This window comes from Janthinobacterium sp. GW821-FHT03A03 (genome assembly GCF_059421435.1).
Genome location: NZ_JBWKUZ010000019.1, coordinates 68,992 through 84,195, shown reverse-complemented (window position 1 = coordinate 84,195; position 15,204 = coordinate 68,992). Strand labels below are relative to the sequence as shown.

Sequence of the window (15,204 nt, the reverse complement as noted above, 5' to 3'; positions counted from 1 at the left end):
TTAAAATCAAATTGGAAGGTCGGTCCCTGCGGGATCGGAATACGTCCCATTGGGACGCATTCCCCCTTCAGGTACGACCCCAGCCCTGGTCTTGGGGTGTGATTAAAAAGGCGAGTTCGGAAAGTAGAACTGCCTGGCGTTCTCGCGCGTGATCAGCACCGAGGGGATGATCGTGTTGGCCGGCAATTTATCACCTTTCAGGCGCGCTTCCGTCGTCAGCTTGATGGCGTCGTACATGAACTTGGGCGAGTACGACACGTCGGCCACGATCAGCGGGTCGGAACCGTCCATGATCTTTTTCACCGCCCCCTTGGCGCCCGCGCCGCCGAACACCTGCTTGATATCCGTGCGCTTGGCTTGCGCGATGGCTTTTTGCACGCCGATGGCCATGTCGTCATCGGCGGCCCAGACGGCGTCGATGTGCTTGAAGCGCGTCAAATAATCCTGCATGACCTTGAAGGCGTCGTCGCGGTTCCAGTTGCCGTACTTGGCGTCGAGCACCTTGATCTCGGGATGGCCCTTCATCACGGCGGAAAACGCGTCGTAGCGCTCGTTATCGAGCGTGGTCGGCATGCCGCGCAGCACGACGATATTGCCCTTGCCATTCAGGCTTTTCGCCAGGTATTCGGCCGGCAGCTTGCCGAAGGCCGTGTTGTCGCCGGCGATGTACGCATCCTGCGACTGCGTGTTCGTCAAGCCACGGTCCACCACCGTCACGTACACGCCCTTGCTTTTTACTTGTGCCACGGGCTGCGTCAGCGAGGCCGATTCGATGGGGAAGATCACCAGGGTGTTGATCTTGTTCACCGTCAACATGTCCTGCAGCTGGTTCGCCTGCTCGGGCGCCGTGGCGGCCGTCTTGACGATGATTTTCACGCCCGGATGGGCTTTTTCCAGCTCCGCCTTGGCCTGGTTGGCCCACCACACGATGCCCGACGTGAAACTGTGCGTGGCCGTGGGAATGGCCACGCCGACGACGAGCTTGTCAGCCGCTTGCGCCGGTCCCACCGGCAGCGCCCACGCCTGCAGCACCAGCACCGCCATCCCTGCTACCCGTATAAAGCTCTTCATGCTGCTCTCCTCCAAGGTTGTGGGCGCCCGGTGGCCGCCCTTTCAGAACGCCGCTGTGGTTTTATTTGCGGCCTCGCTGCAGGAAGGCGACGGCGATGATCACCACGCCTTGCACTGCGGCATTCAGGTAGACGCTGATGATGCTGGTCAAATTCAGGATATTGCTGATCACGGAGAGCAGGATGGCGCCGATCACGGTGCCGACGATGCGCCCTTCTCCCCCCTTCAGGGCAGTGCCGCCGACGACGACGGCGGCGATGGCTTCGAGTTCCCACAGCAAGCCCGTGGTCGGCGTGGCCGAGCCCAGGCGCGGCACGTACAGCACCGTGGCGATGCCCACGCAGATGCCCAGCAGCATGTAGGTGGCAATTTTCACTCTGTCGACATTGATGGCCGCATAGCGCGCCACTTGCTCGTTGGAACCAATCGCCTGCACGTGGCGGCCAAAGGTCGTGCGGTTCAGGATGACGGCGCCAGCCGCCGCGACGAACAGAAAGATCCAGATCGGGATCGGCGCGCCCAGCACGCTCGTGTAGTAGACGGGGCTGTACAGCTCGGACAGGGTGGCATCCAGGGTCAGCGCGCCGCCGTCGGCCAGATACGTGAGCACGGCGCGAAAGATGCCGAGCGTTCCCAGGGTGACGATGAACGGTTCGATATTGCCCTTGCTGATTAATAAACCGTGCATCAGGCCGAAACCAGCTCCCAGCACCAGCGCCATGGCGATGCCCAGCACCAGCATGGTGATCGGCGCCAGGTTGCCGCCCGCGCCTTGCGCCAGCGCATTCATGAAATAAATCATGCAGCCGGCGATCAGGGCCGCCATGGAGCCGACCGACAGGTCGATGCCGCCGGAAATGATGACGAAGGTCATGCCCACGGCGATGATGCCGATGAACGCCGTGCGCGTGAGCACGTTCATCAGGTTGTCCACGGTGGCGAAGTCGCCGTTGAGCAAGGTGCCCGCGATGCACAGAGATAACAAGCCCAGCACGGGGCCCAAGCCCTTGATGCGCGCGCCGAAGCGGGCAACGGCGGTGGCCATCGGGGATACGGTGGTGTCAGTGCGTGCCGGTTGCATGGGCAATCAACTCCTCTTCGGTCAGGTGGTCGGCGGACAGGGTGGCTTGCAAGGTGCCGGCGCGCATCACGGCGACCCGGTGGCACAGGCCGATCAATTCGATCAGTTCCGATGAAATCACGATCACGGCGCGCCCTTCGGCGGCCAGGCGGTGGATCAAGAAGTAAATGTCGCGCTTGGCGCCCACGTCCACGCCACGGCTCGGTTCATCGAGCACGACGACGCGGGGGTCCGAATGCAGGTATTTCGCCAGCGCCAGCTTTTGCTGGTTGCCGCCAGACAACATGCGCGCGCGGCTGTCCAGGTCGCCCGTGCGGATATTGAAATCCCCGACGGCCCTGGCCAGTGCCTGCTTCTCGGCGTTGACGTCGAGCCAGGGCCGCGCATAGCGCTCCATCGTCATCATCGTGAGGTTTTCGCGCAAGCCCAGGTTCACATGCAAGCCCTTTCCCTTGCGGTCTTCGCTCAGATACGTCAGGCCATGCTGCATGGCTTGCCTGGGCGTGCGGATATCGACCTCTTGGCCATTGATCTCGATCAAGCCCGCGCTGCGCGGGCGCAAGCCCAGCAGCGCTTCAAACGATTCCGTGCGCCCCGCGCCCACCAGGCCCGCAAAGCCCAGCACTTCGCCGGCACGCACCTCGAACGACAGGTTTGTCGACCAGCCGGGCACGCACAAGCCGTCGACGCTCAAGACCACGGGCGCATCGGCCGCCAGCGCCACTTTCGCCGGGAACATGTCGGACAATTCGCGCCCCACCATCAGGTTCGCCATCTGCTGGCGCGTGAGGCTGGCCGTCGGCTCGCGCGTGACGAAACGCCCGTCGCGCATGACGATGACCTCGTCCGTGTTGCGCTCCACTTCATCGAGCTTGTGCGAGATATACAAAATGGTCACGCCATCGCTTTTGAGCTGCGCCATGACGGCGAACAGCCGCTGGGTTTCCGACGACGTCAGGGTGGCCGTCGGCTCGTCCATGATCAAAAAGCGGGCGCGGCGCGACAAGGCCTTGGCGATTTCCACCAGCTGTTTTTCGGCAACGATGAGGTCGCGTATTTTGGTGTCGGGCGACACGTCCAGCCCCACCTGTTTCAAATAGCGCGACGCTTCCTCGCGCATGGCGGCCTCGTCCAACAGCCAGCCGCGCGTCTTTTCGTGTCCTAAAAACATGTTTTGCGCCACCGTCAGGTGCTCGGCCAGGTTGAATTCCTGGTGGATCAGCACGATGCCGGCGGCCTCCGCCGCGCGCGAGCTGGCGAAGCGCCGGGGCTGGCCATCGATCAGCAGCTGCCCTTCGCTCACGCCCTCGTAGCCGGCGAGGATTTTCATCAGGGTCGACTTGCCGGCGCCGTTTTCGCCCAGCAAGCCATACACGCGCCCGGGCGCCAGGGTAAAACTGACGCCATGCAAGACGCGCACGGGGCCGAAATCCTTGCACACCCCCTCGAAACCGACGGCAACGCTCACTATGCACTCCCTCGCAGAATTAAGCGGTGCTGCAGCAGCACGCCCGGCACGCTGGCTGCCGGGTCCGCCAAGCGCTGCAGCAGCAGGCGGGCCGCCGTCTCGCCCAGCTCGCGCATCGGCTGCGCGATGGTGGTCAAACCGGGGGCCATCTGCGCGGCGATGGCGATATCGTCGAAGCCGATGACGGCCACGTCCTCGGGCACGCGCAGGTTCAGCTGGCGCAGCGCGCTCAAGACGCCGATGGCCAGGGTGTCGGACACGGCAAAGATGGCCGTCGGCGCATCGGGCTGCGCCATCATGCGCAGGGTGGCGGCCGTGCCCGCCTCGTAATCGAGGCTTTGCACCGTGTGCACCCACTGCGGCCGCACGGGCAGGCCGGCCGCCGCCAGGGTGTCCAGATAGCCTTGCTGGCGTTGCCGCGCGTACAGATAGCGCTCGTCGGAGTTGATCAGGCCGATGCGCGTGTGGCCGCGCGCCAGCAGGTGCGCGACGGCGTCGGTGGCGGCCCGGTGGTTATCGATGCCGACATAGGGCACGGCCACGCCGGGGTCGAATTCGCAGCAGGCCACCCACGGCAGGCTGGCGGACTCATGCGACAACGCATGCTGCACCGTGTCCGGGTCCAGGCAGATGGCGCCGTCGGCCCGGTGCATGCGCAGCAGGTCGAAGTAGGAGCGCTCGCGGCCCGCATCGGCGCCCGTGTCGCACAGCAATACAAAGTAGCCGTGCTCGCGCGCCACCGTGTCGATGCCGCGCACGATCTGCGCATAGAAAGGGTTGCCCACGTCGGGCACCATGGTCAGCAGCATGCGGCTCTCGGCCGTGCGCAGGCTGCGCGCCAGGTGGTTCATGCGGTAGCCGAGCGCGGCCACGGACGCCAGCACCTTGTCGCGCGTGGGCGCCCGCACGCCGGCCTGCTCGTTCATCACGCGCGAGACGGTGGCCACCGACACGCCCGCATGCGCGGCGACGGCGCTGATGGAGACGGTTTCTGTCGGCAAGGAAAACGGGACGGCTGGCGGCATGGGGCTTTTCACATAAATGTAATCGATTACATTTATAGGCCAGCACGGCGCGCGATGCAAACATTATCGATGCTGCGATGCGCAAAAAACAGGCAGGAAAAGAGACTTAACGGAGACAAAAACGGCCCTGTGCGGGCCGTCTGACGCAGCTATTTCTGCGCTTGCAAGGTGTTCTGCTGCACGGCAAAACCGGCGCGCACGGCGGACAGGGCCGCCACCCACAGGATCAGGCCGGCGCCGAGGCAGCCGACGGGATGCATGGGGCCGTGGCGCACGGTGAGCGGATAGCCGATGGCCCACACGCACAGGGCCATGCCGATGGCCACGTGGCGGCGTGCCTTGAACAGCCAGGCCAGCGGAAAGAAATGCAGGCCCACGATCAGGATCACGGCGGGGATGAACCACGCCTGCAGCCCCAGGTTTTTCAGGACATTGCCGACGATGAAGATGGCGATCCATTGCCCCGCGTTCACCATATTGAACAGCCGGCCCGCGCGCTTCGCTTGCGGCGTCTGTTCCGCCGCCGCATGCGCGGCCCGGTGGCGGCGGAACTGGCGCCACGCCAGCATGAACAGCAGGACGGTGACGGCGGCCACCGGCAGCAGACGCAAAGGCTGGGCGCCATACGTCTGCACGCACCAGGCGGCCACCCACAGGCCGCCGAACAGGGAAAAGAACATGGCGCCGATGGCGCTACGGGCAAGAGCGGCGGCAGGGTCGGTCTGTGGCAGTGTCATGGCAGGGTCTCCCGGTCGATCAAAGTGATTATTTCATCATCGCGCAAAACGTTTCGGGATTGCCGTCAAGAATGACGCCGCTGGGCAGGCGGTGGCTGCGCTGCTGGGCGCGCAGCAAGGACGCGGCCAGGGCCGAGTCGCCATCGACGGCGTAGACGAAGACGGGCATGTTCATGCCGGCCGCATCGGCCAGCAGATTCGGATTGGCGTCCAGGCTGCGCGCATCGACGTGCACGCCGACGGGCATGCCGATCTGCTGCTGCACGCGCTGCAGCCACGGCTTGTCCAGCCTGGGCGGACGGGCGTTTTTCGCAATGTAGCGGCTGACCCGGTTGGCGCCGGCCGCCTGCGCATTGCGCGCGTCAAACACGAGCAGGCCCAGGTAGCCTTGCGGGTCGGCGCGGCGCGCGCAAGCGAGGTTGTTCGGCACGCCCGACGTCAAGAACCAGTTGCCGTGCTTGATGCCGCGCAACTGCGCCACCAGGGTGGCGATCGGTGCGCACGAAGGCATGACATCCTTGATTTCCGCATTCAGGGTCTTGGCCGGGAAAGCGGTGGCCAGGTCGGCGATGTCGCTCACAAAGGGCGGCGTTTCCGGCGTGGGCACGCCCCGGTTCTTCATGCTGGCCGCGCGCCAGTCGTCGGCCGTCAATTGTTTCACGGTGCGGGGCGCGCCCGTGTCGACCACCCTGCCCGTCAACAGATCGTGGTGCACGACCCAGTTGCCGTCGCCCAGCAGTTGCAAATCCGTCTCGACGCCGTCCCAGGTGCCGAAATACGTGTTGCGCAGCGCGCTCAGCGAGTTTTCCGGCGCATTGCCGGCGCCACGGTGGGCGTGCACCTTCATGCCCAGGCAGTCGGCCTGCACGGCTGTGCTGGCCATGCACAGCAGCAAGGCCAGCGCGGCCGCCTTATTTTTGTTGCGGGTGATAACCATATTCGAGTCCCTGCAAAACATTGATGCGGATCGCTTCGTTGACGGGGTAGCTGTAGCCCTGCCCCACCGCCACGACGTGCGTGATATTGGCCAGCAAGCCCTTGCCGGCGATTTGCCAGCGCGTGCTGTCGTCGGCCGCCTGGCGGTTCCAGTCCAGCATCTGGCGGAACAGCTCGCTCTTCGTGACATTGTTGTCCGACAGGCTGAAGATGCCCCAGGTGCCCAGGAAGGCGCCGGCCAGCACGCCCGTGGCGATCCAGGCGGAACGGCGGCTCAGCTGGCCATCGGCGCCCGCCTGCTCGCCCCGGCGCGCCGCCAGCACCAGCAAGCCCACGGTGGCGATCAGGTACAGCAGTTTCGAAAAGTGGCCGATGGCGCCCAGCAGCGAGAAAAACAGGGCCACGGGCGGCACGATGGCGGCGCGCGCCGCTTCCTTGCCCTCCGCATAATACCTGCCATGCACTTCGAAGTCGCTGCGGCTGGCGCGGTACTCCACCAGCTTTTCCGCCGTCTGGCGCGCGGCGAACTGGTCGAACAGGCGGCTGAACTCGGCCGGACTCGCATACGCCGCCTGCACCACGGCGCCCTTGGGCAAGCGCAAGCCCTTGCCCGCTTCGCTGCCGTCGCCGCCGTCCGGCCCGTCCCGCAGCACGGCCTGGATGCCGGGGCGCGCCACGAAGGCGGGGAAAGACAAGCCGGGCGGAATGCGGTCGCCCTTGATCGTCAAGCCCTTGCCGGCCGCTTCCGACGCATAGCGGCGCTTGACGGCGGCGCGGAAACTCAATTGATCGGCCGGATGCCAGTTGGCCGACACGGGCACCTTCTTGCGCACATTGTTGACCACGGCTGCCTTGCGCCGCGCCGGCACGGAATGCGGCTGCCAGCCGTGGCGCGACAGGCTTTGCCGATAATCGTTCCAGGCCGATTCCTGCTGCTGGCGCAAGCCCGCATCGTCGTCGGGAATGATACCCGAATACAATTTCCACTTGTCATGCACTTCGCCGATCGCCTGCTGATACTTGTCGTAGTAGCCGGCCGCGCCGCCGGCGATCTTGCGGACATTAAAGTTGATCAACTGCTCCTTGGCCGGCTCCATGCGCTCGTCGAGGTGGCCCACCGACACGGCCAGGAACGGAAACAGGGCGAGGAAGGCCTTGCCTTCGGGCTTGGCAAACAGGGTGGGATCATCGACCAGGCCCTGCAATTGCAGGCTGCCGCCCACCAGCGAGCGCTGCATCAGGGTGGTATTGAAGGCCAGGCGGCGAAATTGCGCATCGCGCGTTTCGACCAGCACCGTGACCGTCGTCTTCAGAATGCCGAACACGACCGCGGCCGTGGCGACGCAGCAAAAGACGATCTTTTTCCAGCCGGGGCCGCTGCCATTGTTCTTCAGGCGGCGGCGCCACATCAGCTGCAGCACCACCAGCGCGGCGGCGATGCCCGACAGGCTGCGGCCATAAAATTCCACGCCTTCCACGTCGTGCGGCTTGACGTCGCCGCCCACCACGTCGAGCAAACGGGCATTGAAGCCCAGCTCGCAGCACAAATAAATGATCGTCAGGACGATCAGGATCAAGGTCTGCCGGATTTGCAGACTGCGCAGACTCGCGGCCATCTTATTTCCTCAGATCGATGACGACGGGCTTGATCTCTTCGGCATGGAAGATCATCGGCGCGGCCGGGGCAGCCGCCGCGCCGCGCGGCGCGGGCTGGCTGGCGGCGGCGGGTGCCGCCGCCCTGGCCGGGGCGTCCTGGCGGCGCGGCCTGGCGCCGGCGCGGCTGCCCGCTTTCGGCGCGGCGGCAGGCACCGGAGCGCTTGCCGGCGGGGCCGGGATCACGCGGCCGCTGTCGCCGCTGCCCCCAGGCACGGTGGCAATGGCGGGGCCGGTGGCGCGCAAGGCGTCGTCGGCAAACGGCTGGGCGCGCGTATCGACGCCCAGCGGCACGGGCACGCTGGCGTTGAGCAGGCGGTTATCCGTGTAGATCATGCGCGACAGGCGGTTGTAATTGGGAAAGTCGATATTGAGCGATTTGCCATCTGCCGCCAGCTCCACGCGGGGACGGTCGTTGCAATTGCCCACCGTCCACTGCAGCACGTCCGTGCCCTGGAAGGCCAGCACTTCATAGCGGTAGGCGCAGTTGCGCTCCTGCGTTTCCACGATCACCACGGTGCGCTCGCCCACGTTTTCCACCCTCGCCACGCGGGCCGTGACGGCGTTGGCCAGCGGCACGACGCGAAACGCCTGCGACAGCTTGATCGAATACTTGCCTTGCGGATCCTTGCGCAAGGTGCCTTCCGTGCCGTCGCGCAGGCGGAAGGTGGAAAGCGGCGTGCCGAACAGCTCGGCCGTATCGAGGCCCACCATCACGCCGCCACGGCCGTTCGGCGTCATGGCGCAGCCCGTCAACAGGACGCCGGCGGCCAGGCCCAGGGCCAGTGTGCGCCAGTGCGCGTATGCGAAATTCTTATACGTTGTCATGCTTTATAACTTTCTCTTATTTTTGAATTCAGGGATTGATCACGGCGAGCGGATTGCCCGGGCCCGGCGGCGGCAAGACTTTCTGGCGGTTGCGCGACAGCAAGGTAAAAGCGCCCAGGGTGTCTGGTCCGGCGACGATTTCCAGCTGCTCGCGCTGCAGCCACGCGCGGATCTCCGCTTCCCTGGCCTCGGCGCGGAACAGCACGCGGAAGCGCACGCCCGTCTCGACGCCGCTGCCGCCGTTGCGGAATTCCGCATTGCCGACGACAGCCTGATCTTTCGGCAGGAACAGCCACGCCGATTGCACCACCATCACGCTGGCGGCCACGGCCGTGACGATCTTCAGCCAGCGGCTGGCATTGGCGGGCTTGATTGGCGTCATCTGTGGCGCGGCGGCATCGGCCGGAGCGATCTGCAACTGCTGCAGCCCCTGGCGCAGCAATTGCCGGTAGACCACGCGGGCATCCTTGCCCAGCTCGCTCGACAGGGGCGTGCCCGTCAAGCCGTAATCGTCGCCGGGCAAGGCCACGCGGGCGATCACGCCGGGCGCCGCGGCGGCCCCATTGGCGCGGCCATGCGTTTCCAGCCAGCGCGCCGCCTGCAGGCGCTCCTGGCTGAACACGCCCAGGCAGGCGCCCAGGTCCGTCACGGCCACGGTGACGGGCATGTCGCACAGCACCAGGCCCGCGCGCGGGTCGGCGGGCGCGTCGCGCTCCTCGACCACGAGGCCGCAGGCGTCCGCATACGACGCATCCGGCGTGACGAGCCAGCCGCGCCAGCGCTGTTGCGCGCTGTCCCAGGCATCGAGCAGTACGGCGCCAAAGCCGGGGCAAGGCGCCAGCAGGTGGATCTGTCCGCCGGCGATGGGCCGCGCGGCCAGGGGCGCGGCGTCGCTGCGGCGCGCAAAGCGCTCCATCAAGTGCTCCGGCACGGCAATGCCGCGCCAGTCGGGTGTAGTGCCCGCCACATCCGCGTCCAGCACTTCGATGGAAGGCGGCGGCGACGGCAAACGGGCGGCAACGATGGCCAGTGTGGGCGTCAATGCAGTCATGCCGGTGGCCTTTCATCAGGGTTCGGGGAGGCGGACACGGGGTCCAGGTGCAGGGATAACGCGGCCACGCACAGAATATCCAAAACTATTTGCGCCGCCTGCATGTCGCGCGCGGTCAGCGCATCGCCGACGCGCAGCTTGAGCAGGGTCAAGACCCAGCTGCCCAGCAGGGTGGCGCGGTGGGCCGGCTCGACGATCTGCCGTCCCGCGCTGGCGGATTCGCCCTTCTGCCGGTGCACGAGGCCCAGCTTGCCGCCGTGGTAATGCGCGGAAGCGATCTGCTCGGCCAGTTCCCTGACGGGCATGCCGCCGCAGCCGCAGTGGCGCAGCAGCAAGATCAAGTCGCGGGGCAAGGTGGTAATAAACACGTCGGCCGCCTCGCGCACCGATGCCGGAGTCAACTGGTAGTCGCGCAGCGGCGCGGCATACGCGTCGGGCGCCTGCAGCTCGCAACCTTCCTGCGCATCGGCGTCCTCGTCATCGCGCTGCTTGCGCAGCTGGTCGATGATGAAGCGCTTGAAGTACAGGTACAAGGCGCCGACGTGGTGGGGCGCGGCGTCGCTGTCGCCATGCAGGACTTTTTCGATGAAGAACTGGTGGCGCAAGTCGGCCAGCGAGTCGCCGAGCGAGGCCGCCTCGCGCGGGCGGCATGGCGTCAGCGCGGCGATGACGCGCTGGTAAAACTCGCCCAGTTCGCCTTGCGACAGCCGCTGGCGGCGCGTCCAGAAGTCATGAATGCGTTCAAATTGTTCCGATTGCAAAGCCGGTCCGATCGTGTGTTGGGCGCCACGCGCCACTGGCCGGCGCTACTGCGCACCGGCAAACAAGCAATGCGCTGGCCAGACAAGAGAAACTTGTCAGTAAGGTAAAATGCATTTAGGCAATTTTCTCATATCAAACTGGAAATCGCTAACTTTTGTTACTTCAACGACAATCCCCTGAGACACCGATGCGCCGCCTGATTCCCCTGTTTTTCAGCCTGTTCTTTTTACTGCTCAGCAACGTCGCGCACGCCGCCGTGCCAGCGGCTCCCGGCAAGCGCATCGCCCTGGTGATCGGCAACGCGGCCTATCCGCAGCCGCTATTGAATCCCGTGAACGACGCGCGCGCCATGGCCGAGCGCCTGCGCCGCCTCGGTTTTGAAGTACTGCTGCGCACGGACATCAATGCGCAACAGCTGCAAAGGGCGTCGGCCGAGTTTTCCACGCAGGCGCGCGGCGCCGATATCGCCCTGGTGTTTTACGCGGGCCACGGCGCGCAGGCGGGCGAAGCCAATTATGTGTTGCCGCTGGGCGCGAACATGCTTGCGCTCAGTGCCGCCGCCATCGCCGCGCAGGGCGTGTCCGTGTCCAGCCTGGCGGGCGACCTGCAGCGCACGGGCGCGCGCGGCGCCGTGCTGATCCTCGATGCTTGCCGCCAGGAATATACGCGCGGCGGCGCCGTGATGGTCCCTGGCGGCGGCAATGCGGCCAGCCACGGCTTTGCCGACACGCAAGCGCCGCGCGGCGTGGTGATCGCCTATTCGGCGGGACCGGGCGCCCTGGCGCACGATTTCTGGTCGCCCGATTCGCGCAACAGCCCGTACACGAGCGCCCTGCTCGACGCGCTCGACGCGCCGGGCTTGCCCATGAGCGACGTCTTCTCGCAAGTGGCGGCCAGGGTCGCCGCCATGACGCACGACGTGCAAAAGCCGCGCGTGTCGTTCGGCGAAACGTCGGCCCGCCTGGTGCTGAACATGGGCAGCGGCAAGGGCGTCAGCCCGCCCGCCCCCGGCGTGCTGGCCGGCGCGCCAGGCCAGGGCGGCGTGCGCGCACCCGTGCCGGCGGCGGAAAAGCCGGTGACCTCCGGCGCCAAGGTCTGGCCAGGCAATGTACTGCAAGACATCAACTATGAAATCCGCATGCAGATCGCGGCGCGGCCGTTTCCCCGCCAGCAGCTGGAAAAGCGCGCGCGGGGCGGCGACCTGGTGGCGCTGACGGCGCTCGGCTATGGCATCGGCGGCGGCGATGCGGGCATCAAACAGCCGAAGGCGGGCATGCAGTGGCTGGAAAAAGCGGCCGCGAAAGACTTTCCTATCGCCCAGACCTACCTGGCCGAATTGCTGATGGTCAAGGGCGATCCGGCGGCATTGAAACGGGCGGGCGTGCTGCTGGACGCCGCCTCGCAGGCCGGCTACAGCCCCGCCCATGCCTATAAATTCGACCTGGCGCGGCGCACGGGCGCACCGCCGCAGGATGCGGCACGCCATCTGCAGGATGCCTTCATGGGCTTGATGAAGGATTACCAGGGCGCCGCCAAGGACGTTTTGCAGCCGCCGAAAAAATAGTTTGAAATAATTTTGGATTTCCCTGAACTGCCCCCGTTATCCGTGGGTACATGCAATACAGCATGACAGTGACCAGGGAAATCTTATGCACACATCCAGCCCGGCAGCAACCATTACCACCGGCCAACGGGGCCGCATCCTCGCCTACCAAGCAAGCGGACAAGGTTGCGTCAGCGTGGCAGGCACGCAACATCCATTCGACGTGAGCACGCACTGGCGCTCGGACACGGCGCCCGCCATCAATGCCGTCGTCGACGTGCGCTTCGACGACGCCGGCAGCCTCGCCACCGTCACGGCCATTCCCGCACAGCAACTGGCGCAGGAAGACATGGCCGGCGCGGCGAAACTGGCGCGCGAAAAAAGCCAGCAGCTGTGGGGCCGGGCCGTCTCGGCGCTGGGCATCCCCGTGCTGGGGGCGCTTGGCGTGCTGCTCGCCGGCGCCTTCATCTTCAACGCCATCGGCATCCGTTTGTTCGCCTCCGTCTCGCGCACCTATTGGCAACTGCTGGGCCTGTCCGCGGACAGCCTGGAAAGCTTTGCCCGCGACGGCGCCAGCGGTTTTACCTCGGCGCAATTGTTCTTCCTGCTGGCGATTGCCGGCTGCTGCGCCACCATGGCCAGCAGCCACCCGAAAGCGGCGCTGGGCAAGTGCGCGCCCCTGCTGTTCATCATCGTCCACAGCAGCTTGTTGTTGATCAAGATCAAGGGCGCCGTCAGCGACGCGGGCAACGCCATGGGCGGCATCATGGGCAGCCGCGCGGCCCGCATGGCCGAACAGATGGCCAGTGAAATGCTGGGGCAAGTGTGGCAGGGACTGTCATTCGGCATCGGCTTTTACCTGGTGCTGGCCGCTTCCATCGTCCTGGCCGCTTACGGCGTCGGCGAATACCAACGTAAAACCATCGGCTAAGTCACCTCTTTTACACATTCACTAAAGGAAATATCATGCACCGTACCCTCCCCGCCCTGCTCGCCATCGCCATCCTGCTGTCCGCCTGCGGCAAGCCCTCCGAGAATGCAGCGCCGGCGGCGTCGGCGCCCGCCACCAGCGTGGCCGACATGGCCGCCAAGGCCCAGGTAAAAGCGGCGGCCGCCAGCCTGCCGCAGGCGGACCCGGCCACCCCAAGCGCCAGCTATGTCGACATTACGAGCGGCAACCAGTTGATGTACAGCTACATCGCCCTGTCCGGCGTGCCGCCCGACTATGCGGCCGTGGCGCAGCGCATCTCGCGCGAATATGCGGGCAGCAACGACGCCTTCCGCAAGCAGGAAGTGCTCGACGCGCTGAAACCGCAGATCGACGCCAAGGTCAATGAAGCCAGGATGAAACGCTATTTGCGCTACCAGATCAACGGCCAGGGCGCGCTGTCGCCGTACGCGATGGACAAGGCCGCCTTCCCCGCCAAGTTCGCCGAAGCGGGCACGTATTACTACATGTACGACAACGGCGACTACAAGCTGGCATTTACCAACGGCGACGGCTACTCGCTGCTGAAAGTGGACCAGGAGGCGGCGCGCAAGATCGAGGCGGCCCGCAGCGGCTACAAGGATTTCGCCATCATCGTGTACGCCTACGCCCAGGAAGCGGACATGGCCAGCAACCAGGTCAAGGCGCAGATCGTCAAGGTGGCGATCAAGCTGAACGGGCAGGAAATTCCTGTCAGCCAGGCGCTGTAGAACGAGCTCGGTTACACTGTTCGCCACATTGCATCGGGATAGTGACATGGGCGAACAGACACTGGCGGAACAACAGCTGGCCAAGGGCCGGCAACTGCAGCAGCAAGGCAGGCTGATCGAGGCGATCAACGCCTACCAGGCGGCTTACAAGCAAGATCCGGCCCTGGCCGAAGCCCAGCATTTCCAGGGCCTGGCGATGCTGGAGCTGGGCCAGGGCGCTCTCGGCCTGGGCCTGTTAAAGCTGTCGCTCAGGCAACAGCCGGAGAACCCTCTGTTCCACTACAACCTCGGCAACGTGCTGCGCGGCACGGACAGCGAGGCGGCGCTGGCCAGCTATGCCACGGCGGCGCGGCTGGCGCCGCACGAGCACGATTTCGCCATCGTCCATTCGGAATTGCTGCTGGCCAGTCAGCGCCTGCCGGAAGCCATCGCGGAACTGGAACGGGCCCACGCCCTGCGCCCCCAGCGCTGGCAAAACCTGCAGGGCCTGGCCGAACTGTATTACCGCACGGGACAGCAGGAACTGGCCTCGGCCCGCTATGCCCAGGGCCTGGCGCTGCACCCGGCGCTGGCGCAGCGCTGCCGCATCGGCTTTGCCAGTCCGCAAGCGGAACACGCCGAAACCTTGACGACGCTCAATGTGCCGGCTGGCTTGCACGACTTTATCCGTGAAGCGGATTTGCACATCATCGACGACTTCCTGCCCGACCCGGCCGCCTGGCGCGCCCAGGCGCTGGCGCTGCCGTTTGAACAGCAGCGCTATGCGGGGCAGAACTATCCGGGCAGCCAGACGGAAGGCCAGCCCTGCCAGGCCATCATGGAGCGCATCGCCACGGCGCTGGGCCGCCCCATCCGTTTTATTTCTCCCGACAACGGCTCCTGCCGCCTCAGCTATGCGGACGCGACGGCGCGCACGGATATCCACGTGGACAACGAGACAGGCAACAATTTCAATTTCTATGCGGGCGTGCTGTACCTGAACCCGCCGGGGCAATGCCAGGGCGGCACCACATTCTGGCGCCACCAGCCCAGCGGCTGGTACCGGCGATTGCCCGAGGCGGACGTGAAGGCGGGCGGCTATGCCAGCTTCAAGGATTTCCAGAAACGCTGGCTGCCGAACAGTAAAGTGCAGAAATTCAACGACTTACAGGAACAGCGCGACAGTTGGCAAGCGCTGCTGGAAGTGCCGATGCGCCACAACCGGTTGATCGTATACAAGGGGCACTACTTTCACTCGATCAGCAATGTGTTTGGCGACACGCCGGAGAATGGCCGCCTGGTTCAGCTGTTTTTCTTTGAAGTGCCCGATTGAACCCCAAAAGCAGGATCCGGGGTCGTACCCTGAGGGTAC

14 protein-coding genes are annotated in these 15,204 nt (G+C 65.4%); 4 read left to right on the top strand and 10 right to left on the bottom strand.

Annotated elements, in window-relative coordinates; genetic code table 11:
* Positions 1-102: 102 nt before the first annotated feature.
* From AC07VI_RS24305 to AC07VI_RS24260, 10 genes are all read right to left on the bottom strand, one after another.
* Complete coding sequence (locus AC07VI_RS24305) at positions 103-1,071, bottom strand: substrate-binding domain-containing protein (RefSeq protein WP_086147861.1); 969 nt, start codon at positions 1,069-1,071, stop codon at positions 103-105.
* A 61-nt stretch (positions 1,072-1,132) separates the two neighbouring features.
* Complete coding sequence (locus tag AC07VI_RS24300; RefSeq protein WP_086147860.1) at positions 1,133-2,152, bottom strand: ABC transporter permease; 1,020 nt, start codon at positions 2,150-2,152, stop codon at positions 1,133-1,135.
* Positions 2,133-3,620: a sugar ABC transporter ATP-binding protein gene (locus tag AC07VI_RS24295; RefSeq protein ID WP_086147859.1), complete on the bottom strand. Its 1,488-nt coding sequence runs from the start codon at positions 3,618-3,620 to the stop codon at positions 2,133-2,135. Before AC07VI_RS24295 ends, AC07VI_RS24300 begins: the two co-directional genes overlap by 20 nt.
* Positions 3,620-4,645: a LacI family DNA-binding transcriptional regulator gene (locus tag AC07VI_RS24290; RefSeq protein WP_492992135.1), complete on the bottom strand. Its 1,026-nt coding sequence runs from the start codon at positions 4,643-4,645 to the stop codon at positions 3,620-3,622. Before AC07VI_RS24290 ends, AC07VI_RS24295 begins: the two co-directional genes overlap by 1 nt.
* Positions 4,646-4,794: 149 nt before the next feature.
* A complete protein-coding gene (locus tag AC07VI_RS24285) occupies positions 4,795-5,382 on the bottom strand; it encodes a hypothetical protein (RefSeq protein ID WP_099420945.1) in 588 nt (195 codons plus the stop codon).
* Between the two features lie 28 nt (positions 5,383-5,410).
* Complete coding sequence (locus AC07VI_RS24280; protein ID WP_086147856.1) at positions 5,411-6,319, bottom strand: glycerophosphodiester phosphodiesterase; 909 nt, start codon at positions 6,317-6,319, stop codon at positions 5,411-5,413.
* Complete coding sequence (locus AC07VI_RS24275) at positions 6,294-7,934, bottom strand: hypothetical protein (protein WP_492992132.1); 1,641 nt, start codon at positions 7,932-7,934, stop codon at positions 6,294-6,296. Before AC07VI_RS24275 ends, AC07VI_RS24280 begins: the two co-directional genes overlap by 26 nt.
* 1 nt (position 7,935) lies before the next feature.
* On the bottom strand, positions 7,936-8,799 hold the full coding sequence (locus AC07VI_RS24270) for a hypothetical protein (protein WP_099374855.1): 864 nt from the start codon (positions 8,797-8,799) through the stop codon (positions 7,936-7,938).
* Positions 8,800-8,827: 28 nt separating this feature from the next.
* Complete coding sequence (locus tag AC07VI_RS24265; RefSeq protein WP_492992130.1) at positions 8,828-9,850, bottom strand: hypothetical protein; 1,023 nt, start codon at positions 9,848-9,850, stop codon at positions 8,828-8,830.
* Positions 9,847-10,611: a hypothetical protein gene (locus AC07VI_RS24260; RefSeq protein ID WP_099419487.1), complete on the bottom strand. Its 765-nt coding sequence runs from the start codon at positions 10,609-10,611 to the stop codon at positions 9,847-9,849. Before AC07VI_RS24260 ends, AC07VI_RS24265 begins: the two co-directional genes overlap by 4 nt.
* A gap of 188 nt (positions 10,612-10,799) precedes the next feature.
* Between AC07VI_RS24260 and AC07VI_RS24255 the strand changes: the two genes are divergently transcribed.
* The 4 genes from AC07VI_RS24255 to AC07VI_RS24240 all read left to right on the top strand — a co-directional run bounded on the left by AC07VI_RS24255 (position 10,800) and on the right by AC07VI_RS24240 (position 15,165).
* Complete coding sequence (locus tag AC07VI_RS24255; RefSeq protein ID WP_492992128.1) at positions 10,800-12,176, top strand: caspase family protein; 1,377 nt, start codon at positions 10,800-10,802, stop codon at positions 12,174-12,176.
* An 85-nt stretch (positions 12,177-12,261) separates the two neighbouring features.
* Entirely contained in the window at positions 12,262-13,086 is an 825-nt protein-coding gene (locus AC07VI_RS24250) for a hypothetical protein (RefSeq protein WP_099374852.1), read from the top strand.
* 35 nt (positions 13,087-13,121) lie between these two features.
* Positions 13,122-13,853 carry a hypothetical protein gene (locus tag AC07VI_RS24245; protein WP_086144423.1) on the top strand — a complete coding sequence of 244 codons (732 nt, stop codon included), beginning with the start codon at positions 13,122-13,124 and terminating at the stop codon, positions 13,851-13,853.
* Between the two features lie 46 nt (positions 13,854-13,899).
* Positions 13,900-15,165 (top strand): DUF6445 family protein, encoded by a 1,266-nt coding sequence (locus AC07VI_RS24240; RefSeq protein ID WP_086144422.1) that lies wholly within the window; start codon positions 13,900-13,902, stop codon positions 15,163-15,165.
* Positions 15,166-15,204: the final 39 nt, after the last annotated feature.